General features: G+C 36.8%; 20 protein-coding genes and 1 pseudogene. 4 read left to right on the top strand and 17 right to left on the bottom strand.

The genetic code is table 11. The annotated features are described in order from the left end of the window. Position 1 precedes the first annotated feature (1 nt). From BMZ58_RS02905 to BMZ58_RS20965, 11 genes and pseudogenes are all read right to left on the bottom strand, one after another. Positions 2-313 carry a MazG nucleotide pyrophosphohydrolase domain-containing protein gene (locus BMZ58_RS02905; protein WP_075035024.1) on the bottom strand — a complete coding sequence of 104 codons (312 nt, stop codon included), beginning with the start codon at positions 311-313 and terminating at the stop codon, positions 2-4. A 74-nt stretch (positions 314-387) separates the two neighbouring features. Next, positions 388-510: a hypothetical protein gene (locus tag BMZ58_RS21565; protein ID WP_279626113.1), complete on the bottom strand. Its 123-nt coding sequence runs from the start codon at positions 508-510 to the stop codon at positions 388-390. Between the two features lie 48 nt (positions 511-558). Continuing rightward, a complete protein-coding gene (locus BMZ58_RS21410; protein ID WP_244151476.1) occupies positions 559-819 on the bottom strand; it encodes an NUDIX domain-containing protein in 261 nt (86 codons plus the stop codon). A 79-nt stretch (positions 820-898) separates the two neighbouring features. Further along, entirely contained in the window at positions 899-2,149 is a 1,251-nt protein-coding gene (locus BMZ58_RS02895; protein WP_075035023.1) for an MFS transporter, read from the bottom strand. Between the two features lie 347 nt (positions 2,150-2,496). Beyond that, complete coding sequence (locus BMZ58_RS02885; RefSeq protein WP_075035021.1) at positions 2,497-3,204, bottom strand: SAM-dependent methyltransferase; 708 nt, start codon at positions 3,202-3,204, stop codon at positions 2,497-2,499. Between the two features lie 210 nt (positions 3,205-3,414). Then, entirely contained in the window at positions 3,415-4,176 is a 762-nt protein-coding gene (locus BMZ58_RS02880; protein WP_075035020.1) for a class I SAM-dependent methyltransferase, read from the bottom strand. A 38-nt stretch (positions 4,177-4,214) separates the two neighbouring features. Then, a complete protein-coding gene (locus BMZ58_RS02875) occupies positions 4,215-4,547 on the bottom strand; it encodes a hypothetical protein (RefSeq protein ID WP_075035019.1) in 333 nt (110 codons plus the stop codon). A gap of 321 nt (positions 4,548-4,868) precedes the next feature. Then, positions 4,869-5,858: pseudogene (locus tag BMZ58_RS02870) on the bottom strand (zinc-dependent alcohol dehydrogenase family protein). Between the two features lie 135 nt (positions 5,859-5,993). Then, complete coding sequence (locus tag BMZ58_RS02865; protein WP_075035018.1) at positions 5,994-7,328, bottom strand: MATE family efflux transporter; 1,335 nt, start codon at positions 7,326-7,328, stop codon at positions 5,994-5,996. Positions 7,329-7,388: 60 nt separating this feature from the next. Beyond that, on the bottom strand, positions 7,389-8,228 hold the full coding sequence (locus BMZ58_RS02860) for a MerR family transcriptional regulator (RefSeq protein WP_075035017.1): 840 nt from the start codon (positions 8,226-8,228) through the stop codon (positions 7,389-7,391). A gap of 409 nt (positions 8,229-8,637) precedes the next feature. Further along, positions 8,638-8,808, bottom strand: coding sequence for a hypothetical protein (locus tag BMZ58_RS20965; RefSeq protein WP_167360013.1), 171 nt, complete (start codon positions 8,806-8,808; stop codon positions 8,638-8,640). A gap of 297 nt (positions 8,809-9,105) precedes the next feature. Here BMZ58_RS20965 and deoD point away from each other — a divergent pair, with 297 nt between their 5' ends. Both deoD and BMZ58_RS02845 read left to right on the top strand, forming a co-directional pair. Continuing rightward, positions 9,106-9,813 (top strand): purine-nucleoside phosphorylase, encoded by a 708-nt coding sequence (gene deoD / locus BMZ58_RS02850; RefSeq protein ID WP_075035015.1) that lies wholly within the window; start codon positions 9,106-9,108, stop codon positions 9,811-9,813. Between the two features lie 361 nt (positions 9,814-10,174). Further along, entirely contained in the window at positions 10,175-10,360 is a 186-nt protein-coding gene (locus BMZ58_RS02845; RefSeq protein WP_075035014.1) for a hypothetical protein, read from the top strand. 70 nt (positions 10,361-10,430) lie between these two features. Here BMZ58_RS02845 and BMZ58_RS02840 read toward each other — a convergent pair whose 3' ends face one another. Beyond that, complete coding sequence (locus tag BMZ58_RS02840) at positions 10,431-11,792, bottom strand: DUF2254 domain-containing protein (RefSeq protein ID WP_075035013.1); 1,362 nt, start codon at positions 11,790-11,792, stop codon at positions 10,431-10,433. A 373-nt stretch (positions 11,793-12,165) separates the two neighbouring features. Between BMZ58_RS02840 and BMZ58_RS02835 the strand changes: the two genes are divergently transcribed. After that, positions 12,166-13,344, top strand: coding sequence for a cation:proton antiporter (locus BMZ58_RS02835; RefSeq protein ID WP_075035116.1), 1,179 nt, complete (start codon positions 12,166-12,168; stop codon positions 13,342-13,344). Between the two features lie 271 nt (positions 13,345-13,615). On the opposite strand, the gene BMZ58_RS02830 is transcribed toward BMZ58_RS02835, so the two are convergent. The 3 genes from BMZ58_RS02830 to BMZ58_RS02815 form a co-directional block, all read right to left on the bottom strand. Beyond that, a complete protein-coding gene (locus BMZ58_RS02830) occupies positions 13,616-13,981 on the bottom strand; it encodes a hypothetical protein (RefSeq protein WP_083412484.1) in 366 nt (121 codons plus the stop codon). A gap of 264 nt (positions 13,982-14,245) precedes the next feature. Beyond that, the gene (locus BMZ58_RS02825; RefSeq protein WP_075035011.1) at positions 14,246-15,100 is read right to left on the bottom strand and encodes an MBL fold metallo-hydrolase; all 855 of its coding nucleotides are present in this window, start codon (positions 15,098-15,100) and stop codon (positions 14,246-14,248) included. 497 nt (positions 15,101-15,597) lie between these two features. After that, positions 15,598-15,942 (bottom strand): hypothetical protein, encoded by a 345-nt coding sequence (locus BMZ58_RS02815; RefSeq protein WP_075035010.1) that lies wholly within the window; start codon positions 15,940-15,942, stop codon positions 15,598-15,600. Between the two features lie 395 nt (positions 15,943-16,337). Between BMZ58_RS02815 and BMZ58_RS02810 the strand changes: the two genes are divergently transcribed. After that, the gene (locus BMZ58_RS02810) at positions 16,338-17,360 is read left to right on the top strand and encodes a DUF3231 family protein (RefSeq protein WP_075035009.1); all 1,023 of its coding nucleotides are present in this window, start codon (positions 16,338-16,340) and stop codon (positions 17,358-17,360) included. A 201-nt stretch (positions 17,361-17,561) separates the two neighbouring features. Here the strand turns inward: BMZ58_RS02810 and BMZ58_RS02805 are convergent, their stop codons facing one another. Next, positions 17,562-18,287 carry a sulfite exporter TauE/SafE family protein gene (locus BMZ58_RS02805; protein WP_075035008.1) on the bottom strand — a complete coding sequence of 242 codons (726 nt, stop codon included), beginning with the start codon at positions 18,285-18,287 and terminating at the stop codon, positions 17,562-17,564. A gap of 120 nt (positions 18,288-18,407) precedes the next feature. Then, entirely contained in the window at positions 18,408-18,641 is a 234-nt protein-coding gene (locus tag BMZ58_RS02800; RefSeq protein ID WP_244151475.1) for a hypothetical protein, read from the bottom strand. Positions 18,642-19,215 lie beyond the last annotated feature (574 nt).

Here is a 19,215-nt window from a genome sequence, read left to right as displayed (position 1 = left end):
CTCATAAAAACTCTTCTAAATTTGGAGATTGATTATATTTAATTGCAGCTTGTTTATCCTTGTTAATAATGGCATCTGTTAAATCAATATTGTTTATGCTCGCAATGGCCACTGCGTAGTGAATAACATCAACTAACTCTTTCTCTAAAGAAGTGTTCCCTGAATTTTCCTTTCGACCTTCTAACTGGTTAAGTACCTCAGCTACCTCGCCAATTTCTTCTACAAGTTTCATAAACAAGGCAGAGGAAGTTCCTCCTTCTTTGTATTTTAGTGATAGGTAACTCTGTAGCTCATGGAATGTTAATTGCTTCATATAAATTCCTCACTTTAATTTTTCTATTTCGCTAGGCCTCCGTTAGTTCAATAAGGAAAATAGTAATGATCTGGCTACTCTCCAATGTATTTTTCATCATAAAATAAATTATCTTTTACCATATTTACTTGTTCAACCATATGACCAATATTACCTTCTCCAGCATATGAAGACATATCAAAAAAGTCTTCATTCAAATCAGACCAGTATAAACATTCTCATCACCTGAACATCTACATCTCGTTTTAATCTGCCAACATATCCTTCCACATAACAATTTTGCTAAAATATTTTAAATCCATTAAGTGATGAAAGATAATGTCCTCTTTTGAAATAGCTGTTTCTTCAGTAAGTTCTCTATAAGCAGATTCTATTCCTGTTTCTTCGGTTTCGATTTTTCCTCCAACTAAATTACTTAATCCTTTATATGGATTCTTTAGACGTTTGCACATTAACAATTGATCCATATCTTTGTTGTATATCATCAAAACATTATACCCTTGCAAACTACTCCCTCCTTATAAAATTAAACGGATCCGTTAGCATCTAATAACACTAACCAGTGCGCTGAAATCCAATTCATTATCACCCTGATTTTTTTGTTTGAAGATGCCTCCTGCCATTTTTATGGACCCTTCCAAAAACAGCACCCAGTAACCCAATCATTAAAATGAGAGTCCCTCCCCCACTAAAAAGCGTTGCGATTGTGAAAAGTCCTAGAAGAGAGCTTACTGCCCCTAATGAAATCGTATCACTGGTATAATTTATAGAAGACGAGGTACTAAACACTTTGCCGAGCATATTAGCAGGGACTTTTTCCTGAAGGATAACCACCCGAGATAAACCTTCCGAGGCCTGACCCACTCCGATTAAAATAGTAGCTATGTAAATGATCGGCATGGTAGGAAGTGTTCCGATCATAAGCAGTCCTAATCCCCACAACCCCATTCCAACGTTGAAAACTACCCGAGGGTTGTATTTTTTTGATATCCCCAATGCCAAGGAGGTAATAAAAGAGGTGACTCCCATCATCCCGGTTATGTAACCAAAAGTGGTAATATTTTCATTTAAGTAACCTTCAAGATAAATCGGTAAACCGACCCTCCACAAGCCTGTATTAATTAAAATGCTTAATCCTTGCCCTGCAATTATAAAAGTAATTTCCGGATGGCCTTTTAGAAAACTCAAACTATCCTTTATACCATGGAACGTCGTGCTCTTTATTTGAGTTTCCTCAGCAGAATGATTGAATGGGCGATATTCAACCATAAGTTGAAAAGCCACAGCCGTCGCCATCAATAGGAAAGCCAGGCTGAATAAATGAATTTCCGAAAAGAACTTAAGGAGGAGTCCGATGGATGCTGGAACAAATATAGTAACGCCTCTTTGGACGGAATCTAAAAGTGCATTTGCTTCTTTTAACTTCGTTTTAGACAGTAATTCCGGAAGTATTGCTCGGTAACAAGGTTCGGAAAAACAACTGAAGATGGTGATCGCAATGGCAATCATCAGAAGGGTATAGTAATTCAATAAGTTGACAGCATTCAAACAAGGAATACTTAACAATAACAATGCACTACAACTGTTACCTATTACCATCACTTTTTTCTTGTTCCATTTATCTGCTTTCGCTCCACCATAGAGGCCAAAAATAATAAATGGTAACGTCTCTGCCATCGTCATGATGGATAAATACAAAGGCGAATTGCTGGTCAATTCCATAGTCAGCCAGATGAGTTCTAATGTAAACAGGGTTAATGCACTCCGTTTGAAAAGCCTCCCTGCAGTTATTAATAAAAAATTTTTATTGGTCAATAACTCTTTATACAACTTCATGGCTGCCATCTCCTAAAAAGATAATTTCGTAAATCCATCTTACCAATAGGAATGAATGAGGCACCTCAATGAAAGTATGGAATTTTCCTACAACTTTAGACTGAGAAATCTCCAACATGAAAAAGCCCTCAAAGTAACAGTTTTGCTTCGAGGGCTTTTTATGTATATGAAATATTATTTCGTTTTGCAGCACTATGTATTTTACTCCCACTCATTCTACTATTTTAGCCTATTTTCCCTCTTATGCGGAAGCCACGAAAATAATAGATCCGTCCTCATATTGGATTGTATCTTGTAAAAGTTTGAGTATAGAACAAGAGGACAACGTAGTACGTCGCCCTCGCGGCTTAATGCCTTTCACTCACCTTTAACATCGTATTGGCACCTTTTTGAAACTCGTATGGAACACTTATTTCTTTGACTGAATATCCATTATCCTTCAAGTATTCTATAACATGACCCAAATGTTCGTATCTATTTCCTTGTAAATCAACCAAAGGGAATATTCTTACTTCCTCTTTTGTTACTCTAAGTAATTCTTTAAGAGTGTCTATGTGAAATAGTAAATCCAGACGATCTGCATAAGTAAATAAGAAGTGCGCAGATAAAAGGATGTCAAACTCATTATCACTAAATAACAGGGAAGGTAAATGAACTTGTGTATATCGTTCGCTATTCTTTTTCATATCTTCAGTGCAATCAAGTAAAGCTTTTTCCCGATGTTCTTTTAACTGATCGATGTCCTCAAAATACTTCCAAACGTAATTAGTTTTAGCCTTATCCATATGAGCCATGGCATGTTGAATATCCTCTTGCCCCTTAGCTTTAAGATCTTCTGCAGAGTGATCATAGGCAATATCAGATGCGGTAATATCCAACCCTCTCGATTGACCTACCGCTGTAAACGAACACGCTCCAGATGGGCAATCTAATACTTTCTTCCCTTTCAACTCTTCTTCTGATAGTAAAAACATGTCCATGTATTCTTCATATGTTCTACCAATGAAGATGACCTTCTCCAAATCTAATTTTGTTCTCGTCTCGACTCTACTCATCTATACTCACCTCTTCTAAAGAATATTTCCATCGTAGCACGGAACTTGGATTATTAAAACAAGCGTTTTCATGGGAAAATTTTATTCCATCCATCCATAAGTTCTATAAGGAATAGTAAAAGTTGTATATATAGAATTGCACCCTTTTGTTTAAGACTCAGTTTCAAGATAATAACGTCCGTTGAAAATTATCCAGTCTCTTAAGAAAGCTCACTTTTTTCGAGCTATACAAATCAACTCTGAAAAGTCATTAGTAACCTTCTTTTCAGGAGATCTTTCTAAATCTTGCTTCATCCAATAAAGTCCCTGATTATATTCCTCGTCATCAATGAGGGTGAGTACAGATATGTCCCTGTTTTCCACGTGGCCTAAATAGTCAGCTATTTTGATATTTTCCATTTGATACGTACAATCTATCCTGACATCAAAACCTCTTTGAGATAGCTCTCTGAATATAACTTCTTTACGCCAAAACCGCTTGTAATCCTCTAATAATGCAGATGGAAAGTAATGATAAATCCACCAATTTTTCATTCCGTAGATATCGATATTATGTAATTTGTAAACACCATCTCTTTTTAAGACTCGATGGATTTCGTCCAGCACTTTCTCTTTCCCCACAAAATGATGAAAAGCATAGTTATTCGTAATGACATTAAAGGACTCATCTTCATAAGGCATGCTTTCCGCAAGTCCTTTCTCAAATGCTACATTTTCCACTTTGTCTTCCGCTTCCTTCAGCATAGCTTGTGAGGCATCAAGCCCGTGCCAGTCAATGTTAAATCCCTTAAAAGAATGGTATTGGTGATCAAGGTAAATACCTGTTCCACAAGCTAGATCCAGGAAACTGTAGGATGATTTAGGGTTATTTTGTATGTAATTTTCTAAATCTGTATCTACTTTTACTTCTTCCAATCTAAATTGGTTCCTATCATAAACTTCAGCTATTTGTGAGTAATCCGTAACCTTCATAAAAACCCTCTTTCCGTAGTAATTACATAATCTTTATTCTATTTATATGTATTCGCAAATGTCGAAGGTGAAAATGAAACTTTATATTTACCTTCCAGTTGTTTCTGTACTTTTTCTGTTAGTTTCCATCCTTTTTTATTATGCTCTATTTCCAGTTCGACGCCGCTAGGAACTATTTTATCTTCATCCCAATCCATCCAATCACCATACTTCTTAATCCATTTCATTAACTCCAACTTCAAATCCAGTTCAATTGGAACTTCTTCTATGTCAAGGTTACAGTGACAGCGATTACACCAAATAGGATCTGCACCCACGTCTCCCTCCACTTTTAATTCATTTGTTACTCCTTGTTCACATAGACATTTCATATTGTATTCCATCCCCCATTTATCAAAGTGAACTGCTTCTTCAGGAAAAATCGATCGTCTTCATTCAACGATTGCTACTCCCATACTACTCATACATGGAAGCAAATCCTTATACTAATGAACCGTTGTTAACAATCTTACATAAAGCTTTGACGAGTAATTTCCCAACCTGCAAACGCAAATGGAATGATAGATAGGAATTTAATCCATCTTTTTTTCAGAATATACCCTGCTGCTAAAACCGCCAAGCCTATTAATATTACTACTAAAAGATTTACAAAACTAAGCCCCCCTGAAACGCACTAGCTAGTTAAGAAGTTTTTAACCCTTCAAAAACACTTTACCATTGATATTATTTAAAGATTCAACAACATGAACTGCCTCTTTTACATGTGATAAGTCTTATTGTGAATATACACTTCGTAAATGTAATCTTCTATCATTTATTAATGTCATCACATGATTAAAAGTATCCTGCCATCTTTCAGGTGAAACATTTTGATTCCAATGCCGCAAGTGAAAAATATTTGCATTCACTCTCGCCTTATTTTTAATTACTCGCCAATCAACTTGTATCCCCGATAATAGGCCTATCGTTAAAAAAACACCATTAGGATGAACAGAAAAAGCTAAATTCGTACCAGGCACCCCACCAACTGAATCGATCGCAGCATCAGCACCAAGTCCATTTGTTAATTCCATAACTGTTTCATATAAGGAGTTTTCCGAAGTATCAATCACATCAGAAGCACCTAGTCGAAGTAAGTCATCTGTATGCTTATTATTTCTTGTAACAGCAATTAAACGAAATCCAATCACCTTTGATAATTGAGCAAAGATACGCCCAATGGACGAACCACAAGCATTTACCAATAGAACATCATCTGCTCTTAACTTTAAAACTTCCGTACATACAACCCACGCTGTAATTGGATTTATATACATCTGTGAAGCTGTAAAATCATCAATAGAATGTGGTACAACAACTGCTAATTCTGCTTTTGTCTTAACATATTCCTGCCATGTCCCTTCCCCTCTTAAGGGTAAGACACGTTTACCAATAAGATTTGGAGATACGGAAGTCCCCACATCTTCTACAATTCCAACCCCCTCATAGCCAGGGATATTCGGTAAGGATATTCGATGAGAATAAGACCCTCTAATTGGTATTAAATCAGAAGGATTGATAGGGCGAGCAACCATGCGGACAAGGACATCATCATCTTTTGGTGGTTCAATGTCAATGCTTTCCACTTTTAATACATCTTGAGGTCTTCCAAATTCGTAAAATTTAATACAATTAGCAACCAAAACTATAAGTCCTCCTTTATAAAGTAAGTTATTTGTGTTTTTGGTTATACCATATTCTCTAAACTTCTTCGATAGCGCGAGCAGCTATCGAAGCTAAAAAGAAATAAACTGACAGATCATAAAAAGAGAGCACCTTTATAACGTTTGTCTTACCACGTGTTTTCTGGTGAAGAGGAAGAGCAGCACCGAAACCATCATTTCCGCAAGTGGAAGTGCGAGCCAGACACCAGCGATGCCTGCAAGTTTTGGCAGCCCCCATAGTAGCACCAAGATGAAAACAAAACTTCTTAATAGAATGATGATGATCGATGGACGAATTTCTCCAATGGACTGAAAATAAGTCATGTAAACGAAATTAAAACCAAGGAAAAGATAACCGACGAAAAACAGCCTAATTCCCTGAACTGCCAATTTACGAACTTCTTCTGATTCCAATCCAAAAAGCGAAACTAGCAATGGGGCAGCAAGCAAACCGGTGATAAGGAGGATTCCCCCAAGCGTGAATGCTGCCTTCTCACCAATCTTCACACTCTCTTTGATACGGATTTTTTCTTTTGCACCGTGATAGTAACTGATCATCGGCTGCAGTGCTGACTCAATGCCGAAGAATGTTAGAAACATGAAGCCATGCAAATAATTGACGACCGAAAAAGCGGCGACTCCTTCCGTACCGAGCAAGCCAACAATCGCCAGGTTGTAACCGGCAACAAAGACAAGAACTCCAGCTTCTGCAAGGAAACTCGGGAACCCTATGGTGAAAATGCTCCCTAGTGTCTTCCATGACCATTGGAAGGAAAGCTTCCTCAGGTTCGAGTGTTTTTTGAAAAAATGGAGTAAGAGAACGAGTAACCCTAAGAAGCTTGCAAGAACCGTGGCAAGCGCTGCGCCAAAAACACCTAGTTCTAAGATGAAAATCATATAATAGTTCAAGCCAATATTTACGATTGCAGTAAAGCCGAGAGCAACCATCGCCAAAGTCGGGCTACCATCATTACGCACAAAAATGCTGAGCAGCTGCTGTACAGAAATCAGCCAACCGAATAAAAACAAAACCATCAAATAGTCGGTAGTATAAGGAAGTGTCGAGGCGTTTGCGCCAAGCAAATTCGCAATTAACTCTATGTTAAAGTAACCGATGACCCCGATGACAAGTAAAAGCACCAATGAACTGGCAACCGCTAACGAGAATACGCTTCTCGCCTTTACCACATCTTCCTCTCCAATACGGATCGAATAAATTGTACCACCACCGATACCGATCCACAGGGCGATTGAGAAAATCAGCGAGAACACTGGCATAGCAAGATTGACTCCAGCAAGCCCTTCAGATCCCACCCCGTTACCGATAAAGACTCCATCGATCAGGATGTTCACCGACATCAGCATCATCCCTAATAAAGATGGAACTAAATATTGAACAAATACTTTTTTAACTGGTTGATGTTTTAAACTTTCATGAGTTCCATTCATTGATTATTCCTCCTGCAATTTCTTACAAGAGAAAGTATAAACCTTCAAGTAACTTGAAGGTCAATCTTTTTCACTAACGGGGATTTGAATCCAAGTAATATAGTCTGTTTTGTCTTGGATGACTGACTCATCGAGCAATGCTATTTCGACTGGGGCCCCTGTTATTCGATAGCCATCTTCCTGTACACGTTTTATGACAAAAGAGTAGCTGGATTTGATCGTTTCATATGGTCCGCGATGGGGATAACAAGCGTACATCCCCGAATCCAGATAGGATGTCTTTAAACCTTCCTTCTCATGATGAAGCAATTCAAAGACGGACTGATATTTTACAGATCCTTCTTTGTTGAGGCTATCTATTTCGACAGCAGCCCCAAAATCGCCTGTGAAAAATCCATCATAACCGACTCCGGCTGATGAGAGATCCTCTAAGTCCTTTACAATCAAAGCCTCCGATTCTTTCATCAAATCGATCGGCGTATCATTATACAGGTAAGAAATCGCACGTTCCGGAAACCAGCGATACACCAACGACGGGGTAGCGCTAAGGGAAAGTCCCTCCTCGATGGTAGAAATCTTACTTTTGATTTCCTCGGAAACCTTCTTCAACCGCTCCATTTCTTCCTCGATTTCACCAAGCTTTCGTTCCAGCAGGCCTTTCGTGTTCTCAGGAGTACGATTTTCCAGCTGCTGCATGATATCTTTCATGGAAAATCCGTTTTTCTTCAAAAAGATGATCGTATCGAGTACGGCGAATTGTTCAACGGTATAGTAACGATAACGAGTGTCAGTATCTGTATATTTTGGCTGGAAAAGCCCAATCTCATCATAGTAACGAAGTGTCGAGGGTGAGAGTTGGAATAGCTTGGCCACTTCCCCGACACGGAACCGGTTCTTCATTCAATTTCCACCTTCTTCTTTTATATATTTCTCCTCTTCAAGTCCATTTAAAAATACATAATATGTACGAAATCATTAACCACGTTGTAGATTTTTTCTCAAAAAGAATTATCCCTGCATTATAAAAAAATAACATGATTCTATTCCGCCATTTTAAAATACCACTTAACAATCTAAAAGTACTTAGAAGTATGATCAGGATATCTTATTAGTCCACGTAATTCTTTCTCCAAATTTTTGTTCAGACACTTTTTCAACAAACTATAAATTCCTGGATTGTTAACAACTCTATGTTTTTCAATCTCTTTTCTATCAGAAAAAAATGATTGTTTAGCCCTTCTATTTAGGTTACCATTGTAGTGGTAACCTAAATAGAAAGGAGGGTAAAGCGATATATGGATAAACATGTTTATTTATTATAGATCGCTTCGCTTGTTGTAGGGATGGCCGAACCGATTATTGGTGGAACATCAGACTTGATATCAGGTGATTCAGGCATCAATCCAGGAAGAACGGGTTTTCTTATCACGACATTTCCGCTCATGTATTCGATTGCAGCACCCGTGTTATTAACTATCACAAAGGTATAACGTAAGCGCTTAATTGTGTAGTTGATTTGTATTCTTGTCAGGAAATGTATTAGCTTCTGTGGAATCAAATACAATAGTTGGCCCCCTTTTTATACTCTCAGCTTTAGGAACGATCACAATTTCAACTATTAAAGGGGGAATTCAAATCGATGTCTTTGGTTAAAAGCAATGAAGTGATGAAATAAGTATGGAAATTTTTTGGTGTACTTTTTTTAAAATAGCAAAGTTAGGGAGGTGAACACCATTACAATCGGGTTGATTTCAATCCAAGGTGTAATGGTCGACTTATGAGTACTCATATTGAAGCTGAACAGGGTGAAATTGCAGAAGATATTCTATTGCCAGGTGATCCGCTACGTGCCAAATATATTGCCGAAACGTTCTTAGAGGACATCCATTGCTATAACAATGTACGCGGAATGTTAGGTTTTACAGGGACATTTAATGGTAAACCTATATCCGTACAGGGAACTGGGATGGGTATCCCTTCGATTTCTATTTATGTAAATGAATTAATCCATAATTACGGGGTAAAGAACTTAATCCGAGTAGGAACATGTGGTGCAATACAAAAGGATGTAAATGTCAGAGATGTCCTATTAGCTATGACTGCATGTACAGATTCTAATATGAACCGACTTTCTTTTCCGGGGGTTAATTTTGCCCCATGTGCGAACTTTGACCTGTTAAACAAGGCATACGTTGCGAGCAGAGAGAAAGGTTTGCAGGCTAGAGCTGGAAATGTATTTACAGGCGATGTATTTTATAGAGATAGTATGGAACTAGTTGAAAAGTTAGCGGAATATGACGTTCTTGGCGTTGAAATGGAAACAGCCGCCCTTTATACTCTTGCAGCAAAATATAGTGTTAACGCCTTATCCATTTTAACCGTCAGTGATCATATATTCACTGGTGAAGAAACTACGTCCGAAGAAAGACAAACTACATTTAATGAAATGATTTCCATTGCATTAGAAGTTGCAACATCCAAATAAAGATGGGTTGGAATAACCTTTCATAAATAGTGCGTTCAAATTTTTCGTCTTATTTTGTTAGGAAAATCCCTCATTAAACAGCCGAGCCGAAATTAACGCTTGGCTGTTTTTCCATTCCTCATCCTCTTCAAAAGAGCAATTACTTACTATAAAAATCAGAAACAGGGAATACCTTTCCATATTTAAAAGCTCGTATATAAACCTTCTTCTAAAGACCCTGTATCAAAGTTTCCTTAGCAGTGGTTATTATGTGAAAAAAGGATAATATATTTTTCAAGTTAATGACAGTTCAGTTAAACCATTAAAACATTTAAGTTTTTCATCTAGTTTTGTGATAAAAAGTAGTTAAAAGAGGGCTGAATTGAAGAAAGGGGTAACCGAAATGTATATTATCGTCCGTAAAAATAATGGCGCAACGGAAACCTTAAAAAAATCAAACAGCCGTGTGAAGAAAACCTTTAATGATTTTTATACCGCACATATGCTTGCACAAAAACTTAATTCTAACACCCATTCAAGAATGCATTGGAGTGTTCAACAGAAGTAACCAGGTTTATGCCTGCTTACTTCTGCAAGAAAGGTGTCTACCTGGATTCCTTATAACTCTCACCATTTTGTTACTCCTGCTCGCTGTTAAGGGGAAACTTTCTTATTAACTCATCCCTGTCTTCCTCATCTTCTATATTTGTTAACATTCTATTCACCAGCTTTTCATATTTATCCTGATGTCCTGTTACTTTAGCGATGTTTAAGAGAGTAAAATATAACTTTTCCCTGTCTAAGCTATGGATAAAGTCAACTTCTAATGTTCTTGTCGTATACTCGGCAAATTCCCAAATCGTATCCTTATGACTCAATTTCTCTACTTCTGCTATAGCATTTAGAACTTTTAATATTTCCACAGTAAGGATTACATTTTTCCGTGCATAGTGCCTTATGGAAGCTAGACCAATATAAAGATAATCTCTAAAAACCATGTTTTGGATAATCAGCCGTAAATCTCCTTTGTCATCGGTCAAGTATGGGGTAAATACCGCTAAATTCGAAATCTCGATCAATAAATCTCCAATTTGATAGATCGTTCGCGTCGCAGTTTTAGGATCATTATTCCCTATAGCTCTTATGGCTATTTCTACTAATTTATTTAAACTGTATTCTATATCTTGTACTTCACTTTGATTTTTTCCTATTTCAAACAACGCATTATATTTCGATTCATCAATGGTGTTTTCTCTGTTCTTCCAATATTTGAATAATGGGGTAGATTGGAAAGCATAATTACCTACTTTATATTCCAGTTGAATTACTATATCATCTTTTTCTGCTTGTGTAAGAAGTGCATGATAATTAATGGTCCGAATATAACCTGATTTATTTACCTTAATGGCTTGGCTTTGAGTATCAGATTCAGGTATTTGATGTCTTATAGACTCCGGGTTTTCTACTATATAATTATTGATCTCTTTTTCTAAGAATTTTTTTGCGGTGATAACCGACTCATTTTTCATATCGTCTGTCATATTGGATACTTGGAGCCATGTCACGATATGATTAATAAAAATAATAAATGTGACCATAGATGTCATTGTAAGACCGGTTGCTAGAATCGGAATGAAAAAGAAGCTGGTCTCTTTATTAATAAACAATAAGCATAGTAGTATATAATGAAAACTTCCAATAAAGATCCCTAATGTCCTTTGGGTTACTGAATTCATCATAAAATTCTTTAAAATTCGCGGCGAAAACTGCACGGAAAATGTTGTCAATGCAGCTAGCACGCCGTAAAAAGTGAAAGTAGTCAACGAAAGAATACCTGCAGTCAATGTACTGAGTATTGTCTGCGTCAGTTGATATTGTATGGTTATGACCTTAGGTAGATGGTCTCCTGCATCCATTTGTAAATCTGCAAGAGTGGCTAAGAAAAAAAAGTAAAATAGAAGCCCCTGTATAGGCAATTGGAGTGGCCCAAAGGTTAGCATATAATTTAAGTTTTTTCTCCCTTGGTGTTTTTTTCTTATATTCTTTTATTTGCATAAATATTTTATTGAAAATGGTTCATCACCTACCTTTTAAAATATTTATCCAGCATTTTTCCATAAGCAAATCCTGATTCTTGTACATTTTTCCTTTCCCCTAACAGGCCCATTCCGTGATACTTTTCACTTCCTAATCCAGCTTTAAACTTCCATAGAGCATATCATTCAACTTTCCACCATTTCCCCATCTTACTTTCCTTTAAATTATTGAAGTTTTATACATTGGAATAACGGATAATCCATTATTATAGTTCTTGAACTACACCCTGTTCATGGCATATATATCAATGGAAGGAGGTTTGTTAATTTGCACTCAATGGCCTATATCCTTTTAATATTCATTGGATATATTATTTTTACTATTGATAAAAAGCAAAAGAATTTTCCAGTTCCAACTGTATTATTGATCCTTGGAATCGGTCTTTCCTTCATCCCATTTTTTACATCGCTGGAAGTAACCAAGTATATGATTTACCATATTTTCCTTCCTCCCTTGCTATTTTCCTCTGCTTATAGATTCCCAGCCAAGGGATTTAAAGAGAATGCGGGTATTATCAGTTTTCTGGCCACCATAGGTATCATGCTAACGGTAGCTTTGCTTGGCGCCACTATTTTCGCGCTCAGTGGACCATTTGTCTCGTTATCATTTATAGGCGCCTTAATGATTGCTTCAATATTGACGCCTACAGACCCAGTGTCCGTGACATCAATCCTAAAGAAATCAACTGGTGATGAAAAAATGGCGGATGTGGTAGAAGGAGAATCATTAATCAATGATGGGACGAGCATTGTAATATTTACGGTTCTGGCCGGAATGTTGACCAAAGGAAAATCATCCGGGCTTCTTTCCTTTTTTGGAGAATTCCTGGTCGTGTCGCTTGGAGGTATTCTTCTCGGAGTATTATTTGGATGGCTCGTCAGTAAGGCAGTTCATTTCACCCATAACCGTGAATATCAAGTTATGCTCTCTATTGTTTTAGCCTTCGGGGTCTTCAATCTGGCAGAGTTGTTACACCTCTCTGGTGTCTTGGCAACTGTTTTCGCTGGAATTATGCTTTCATTTGAATTCGGGAGATCCATTAAAGAGGATAACTTGCGCGACAAGTTGGATGGATTTTGGAATATTATTGAACTGACAGTATTATCTTTGATTTTTCTATTAATTGGCATTCAGTCTGCTCAATACCTTGTATTTAACGCTTGGGGTTTTGCCCTGATCATCTTTTTGCTTTCTCTGGTCATACGTTTTCTAATTATATTCGGAACTACTCAGATTTTTCCCCACTGGAAAAATAAGATTAGTTCAAGAGAATCAATTTTGCTTACATGGTCTGGTTTAAAGGGAACCATGTCGGTCTATCTCATATTGAACCTTCAATCTAAAGGCTCTGGGGAAGTAGATATGATATTGTCGTTAGGATTTGCGGCCGTATTAATTTCGCTAATAGTCCAAAGTCTCGGTGTCTATCCCCTTTCCCAAAAATTAACAAAATAGTAAAGACCCCCCCTCGGAGAGTCTAAATTCTTTCCAGGGGGGTTCAAATTCTTTCAATAATCCTGAAATTAATATTCTATCTTTGATAACAGAAATCACTTACATCCCCGTATTGTCGGTGATACTCATGATCATCATGGCTAATAAGGGGTCAGTTCCTTCAACAAATTCTCCAGTTGAGTATGAGTTTGCCTTGGATTAGGTGGTTCTTCACTCGTATCCCCTCATATAGAACTTTTAATTAGGTTACTAGTTCCTATCGCGAATAGTGTTAATTAAGATTAACATTCCCTACATACTGAACATTTCCGCTATCAGTAAAAAGGTTCACTTCCAGGGTGTAATTTCCTTTGTTATCCGGGAATTGAAACTCGTTGGATTGATTAACATATAATTCAATCTCTTCACTGTTTTGCCATAGGGATAGTTGAAGATCTTTTAATTCAAAGTCACCATGCCCTAATATAAAAGAACCCTCAGAATCAGCATTGACGTCAACTTCCTCCTGGTCCATAGCAAGTGATTGGAAGTCATCCACTGTCTCTATGTAGTCCTGGTCCGCCCCTTCCCAATCCACGGAAGCTTTCTTAAGTTCATAGGTTTCAATGTTCATTAGATGAGAATAAGATACTGTCATCGTTGGGGGAGAGAAGTCATAATCTTCCCCTATACAGGCGGTCAGTAATAAAATACAACATAAACTTACTATAGGTAACAATGAACGGATCAATATACATCTCCCTTTCAACTTGAGTAAAAGCGACGATTCAATAACATGCTCCTTTGCTTTATAAGTAGAGGGACAATGCAACTATCGCCCCCGTTTATGTAAAAATTAATTTCGATCTACTGTGATTAAAACATAATGGCCTTAAATCCTAGTCGCACCTGTCAGCTTTAATTATACTTTTACCAATTGCGTGTCATAAGCAAACTCTACATTCAATCCAGAACTTTTCAATTTCATTTCCAGCTCTCTAAATTCGCTAAAACTTAACCCATTTGGTTCCTCGATGTGTGTTAGGATTACATGTTTAGCTTCAAGAGATTTTACAATTTCTAATGTTTCATTAAATGTCGCTTCCTCCTGAAAAACAGGATGGTCTTCAGGTAATAATCTTTCCCCGGTTATTGGATGAAATTCAAATATACCCACTGGTAATATAGCAAGGTCCACACCTTTTACACTTTCATGTGGTTTCCAATTATTCAACTCATCCATAGCTATAAGGACTTTTTTATTGTCGCTTTCCATTAAGAAAGCATAAACATAATCCTCCGCCAACCTGAACGGAAGAACCTTTGTATCATTTAAGAATAAACTCGCTCCATCTTTTAGTCGATTTATGTCAGCAAACCCCTGTGATTCAAAAAAGTTTAAATGGTCACTACTACCAAGAAATGTTTGGAAATCTATATCTACTTGTTCTGGGATATAAACATCTATTTTCTTATTTTGAGGAGGATGGTTAATCCAGTCCGCACTTAAAGATTCTATAATTCTTCTTCCCATTACATGATCCGGGTGCCAATGAGAATATATAACTCCCTTGACATCCTCAATTGTAGAACGGTTGATTTGATGGTAAATATCTTCTGGTGTATCTATCAATAAATCTGGCCCATGGACAAATATACTTGGACCCATTCTACTAAATGGTATCCCTTTATTTCTTGCTTCTGAACATACATTACAATGACAAAGTGGTCGTGGTATAGTTATCGCACCACCTGTTCCAAGAAATTCAATTTCCATTTCGAACCATCCTCCTGAACAATATTTTCCAAAGTATAACATTTATGTAGTTTCAGTGATCATCTTTTTTAACATTTCTGTACTCTGGGCGAAAAAGCGATTGATCCTATTGACCAATCGCCCTGTTTAAAGAACACTCCATATTAAGATTAATGTAAATTATATGTTTGATACTTAGGCTAATAAGCTACTTTGATTCCAGTCTCTTTATTAACCTCACTCCCCAGTATAAGACAATCCAAGGAAGTATATATTTTGTCCCCCATTCCACTATACTTATCAGAGCTAACACTACAGAAAAACTGTCGATTCCGAAATAAGGTAAGGTTATGTATAGAACTACAATAAATATCAAACCGAGTATGATATCTTTCCTAGGCATCTTATTCACACTTATTTTCATCCTTATCACCTCGCAGACCCGTTTATCCAGTTATTACATTTTACTTTATGTCACCACATACCTGGTTCCTGACGGGAGCTATTAGATTAGTATTCTAGGTTACCTCTTCTACTTCAAATTCTAACTTATCTAAATCCCATACATCTTCTTCATATTTTTTGATAACTTTTGCTTGGACTTTTTGTCCTTCCTCGTATTCTTGTGGATTGGAAACTCGTATAGTTAGTGCATTTGGTTTCTTTTCAAATGGATAGGACTCTGTAAAGGATTCTGCATCGCCAACTGTAAACGATCCTACAATTCCGATTTCCATATCCCCACTTTTTTCGTTGATTTCCTTTATATCCCCAAGAAGAAAAGTTCCTTCATTGCTCTGGGAACAACCCATCAAAGTAATAGCTGAAATTGCAATAATGAAAAACACCTTGCTTTTGGACATTAAAAAAACCCCTTGTACTTATTCCATTGATCCTGTTCTGTCAGTTGCTCTATTAAGCAATCGTCCCAATTATTCAGGACTCGACATGGAGAAAATTCACACGAACTCTCGCCAGTAATTCAGAATGTTCATTAATTCTCTCGCTATCCTCGGTGACACTATTATAAGGTTCATCACGTAAACCAGCTTTTAAAATGGTAATCCAACTACAACATTGTCTTGCTATATAGTTTCAATGATTTACAAATATAAAGAGGATCCATTATCCCCTGCTGGACAATAATCACTTATTTGGAAAACCCAACCCAGGATAATCTAACTTTCATCTGGATAATATAGCCTTTTTTGTAAAGAATATATTTAACTGAAAAATCATCCATTGGAGGCAGCCCTTTATGACTCAAAATCATACGATGCTAACTTCTTCTGAATTAAGTTCTATCTGGACTTCGTATATGAATGATACTATGTCTATTTGTATATTGAGCCATTTTTTAAAACATGCAGAAGATGAAGAAATTCGATCTGTTATACAGTTCTCTTATGATCTTTCAACGACCCATGTAGAGAAATTAACTGATATTTTCAGAAAAGAAGGTTTACCCATCCCTACTGGTTTTACGGAGGAACAGGATTTAAATCTAAATGCTCCTAGACTATATACAGACATGTTTATACTTACCTATATCAATCATATGGCTAAAGTAGGATTACTTGCTTATAGCAGCTTTATCGCGATGAGTGCTCGAAAAGATATAAGGGACTACTTTATGGAAGGACTAAAGGAAACCTCTGATTTATACGACAATAGTTCAAACGTACTTCTCTCAAAAGGTTTATTTGTTCGAGCGCCATATGTTGAATATCCAACAAAAACGGATTTTGTAGAATCAAAAAAGTATTTCAATGGGTATGCTCTGCTCGGAAACCAAAGGCCACTGAATACAGTGGAAATATCTCATCTGTTCATGAATGTCCAAACCAACTTGATAGGTAATAAACTAGCACTTAGTTTTGCTCAAACATCCCCGAATGAAGAGGTTCAAAAATGGTTGTTACGAGGAGCGGACATTTCAAAAAAACATGTTGAGATATTTACGAAACTGCTTTTGGATAACGACATCCAAGCTCCTGCTTCATCGGATGTTAGCATTACAGATTCCACTACACCACCATTTTCAGATAAGCTTATCCTTTTTCACATGGGATTATTAAGTGGGGCTGGAGCAGGTAACTATTCAACCGCGGCAGCAGCAAGTCAAAGGAATGATCTTATGGTAAATTATGAACGTTTATCCGTGGAAATTGCCCGGTATGCGAAAGATGGCGGTGATATCATGGTACGTAACGGATGGCTTGAAGAACCGCCTGGGACGATTGATAAACATAAGCTCTCTAAAACAAAGAATAAGAAATAATTATTTTCACGATATAACTGCTTCGGTTGTTTAAATACTCTTAAAGGTTACCGATCAAAGCGATTAGAGACACTCAATCCAAATTTTTCTATATAACATGACCAATAATCATGTTAAACTTCCCGATTATCGAAAAATAAAGAGCTGAAAATCATCTTATTGGTATTCAGCTCTCGCTCCCTTCAGGTTAACAAACCTTAGCTATAACGAACTCAAACTTTCAATAAGAAGAAAAATACCTGTACAACTCAAAATGATATATGTAAATAATCTAAAAATCCGTTGATTAAGCCATTTGAAAAGAACTTGACCTATAAATAAACCGAGAAACACTATTGGAATCGCATATAGACTTGATTCCCATATGATTTTATTAGTTCCAGTAAAGATTATTTGAGTAATTAAACTAATGAAATATATCCACAGATAAAAAGTTAAAGTTGTTGCTCTCAACTTACCTTTTTCAGTATCAGTTCCTGTAAAATAAAGCAACAACGGAGGTCCTGGCATACCGATACTTGTCGTTAAAAGCCCTGATAGCCCACCAACTATGTAATCCCTGAATTTTGTTGGTTCAACCTTAAAATTGCACATCAGTAACATGGTTAATATTAAGAGAAGGATGCTGACTACTAATTTAAAGATGCTAATGTTAATGGAAATAAAAAATATAATACCAAAAGAGACACCAACTATACTTGTTAAAGTAAACCTTTTTAGTAGTATAAAATCAATGTCCGTTCTTATTTTCCAAATTAGTGATATGGAGATAATTAAAGATAAAATTATATTTATTTGTATAGCTTCTTGTGGCTGGAATAACAACAGCAAGAAAGGTGTCGCCATTATGGAAAAACCGAAACCTGTACTTGTCTGTAGTACGGAAGCTACTAATATAATACATATGAAAATCAATGCCGTCCCCAAACCAGACCTCCTAGTTATCAAATTGAATCCGTATTATTTTATCGCTATCATACCTCCCCACTCTAACTCAATGATGCCCGTTAGCACAATAAGCGGTAGTCACAGTCCTCTATCCCGCCTTTAGTTGAACAGAATATTTCCTATAAACCCAATTAAAATCATTAAGAAAAAGCTTCCAAACAAAAAATATCCAATTAGCTTTATTGGTAGTGGCAGTTTTCCTCCGTTCGCTTTAGGATAACCTTCTATATTTTGTTTATGTGCTATCGCATCATTGAACGGTTTATGCTGGTTTCCCTTATTCATAAACGATTCACAACCTCCTATAGAAATTCCGTAATCTTCTTTCACCATTTTTGAAATTCCTCTTATTACACATACGATTCATATCCAAATTAGTTTCAAAACTTGTCATTTTTCAGAAATTAGGTTTTCAGCTATTCTTTCGGATTTTTCCATCCGACCTTCTGGTTAAAGGATCAACTTCCTTTCCATATCTTTGTCCCATTTACTGCCTATCCCTTTGGTCGTTGTGACTCTGTCTTGTTTTACAGTTTCATCCCAGACTGAAAGCCTTCTATGAGATTCGTATTCCTCAGGGCTGAGTCATCCTGGACACCATTGCCTATGAATAGCGGCTACAACGCGCCGTTCGGGACTTGAACCCTAAAATTTATACCCATGGCGGGCACACAAGAAAAATCCCCACCTTCTTTTGATGGTGGGGATTGCTCTGTAAGTAACTCGTTCGCGAATTTATTTAATAAAACAGAGCGCATATATATTACCATTTATCCAGTAGGAATTTCTAGTCCGCTTTTTCATACTTCATCTAATCATAATTAATTCTAAGAAGTTTTTTCTCAGGCGGTTACCACAATACTTTCTTCTCAGATCCACGTAGCTCCTGGTCGTTTTAACTTCTACA

The organism is Halobacillus dabanensis, assembly GCF_900114165.1.
GTDB classification, from domain to species: Bacteria; Bacillota; Bacilli; order Bacillales; family Halobacillaceae; genus Halobacillus; species Halobacillus dabanensis.
This window is presented reverse-complemented; position numbering and strand designations above follow the sequence as displayed.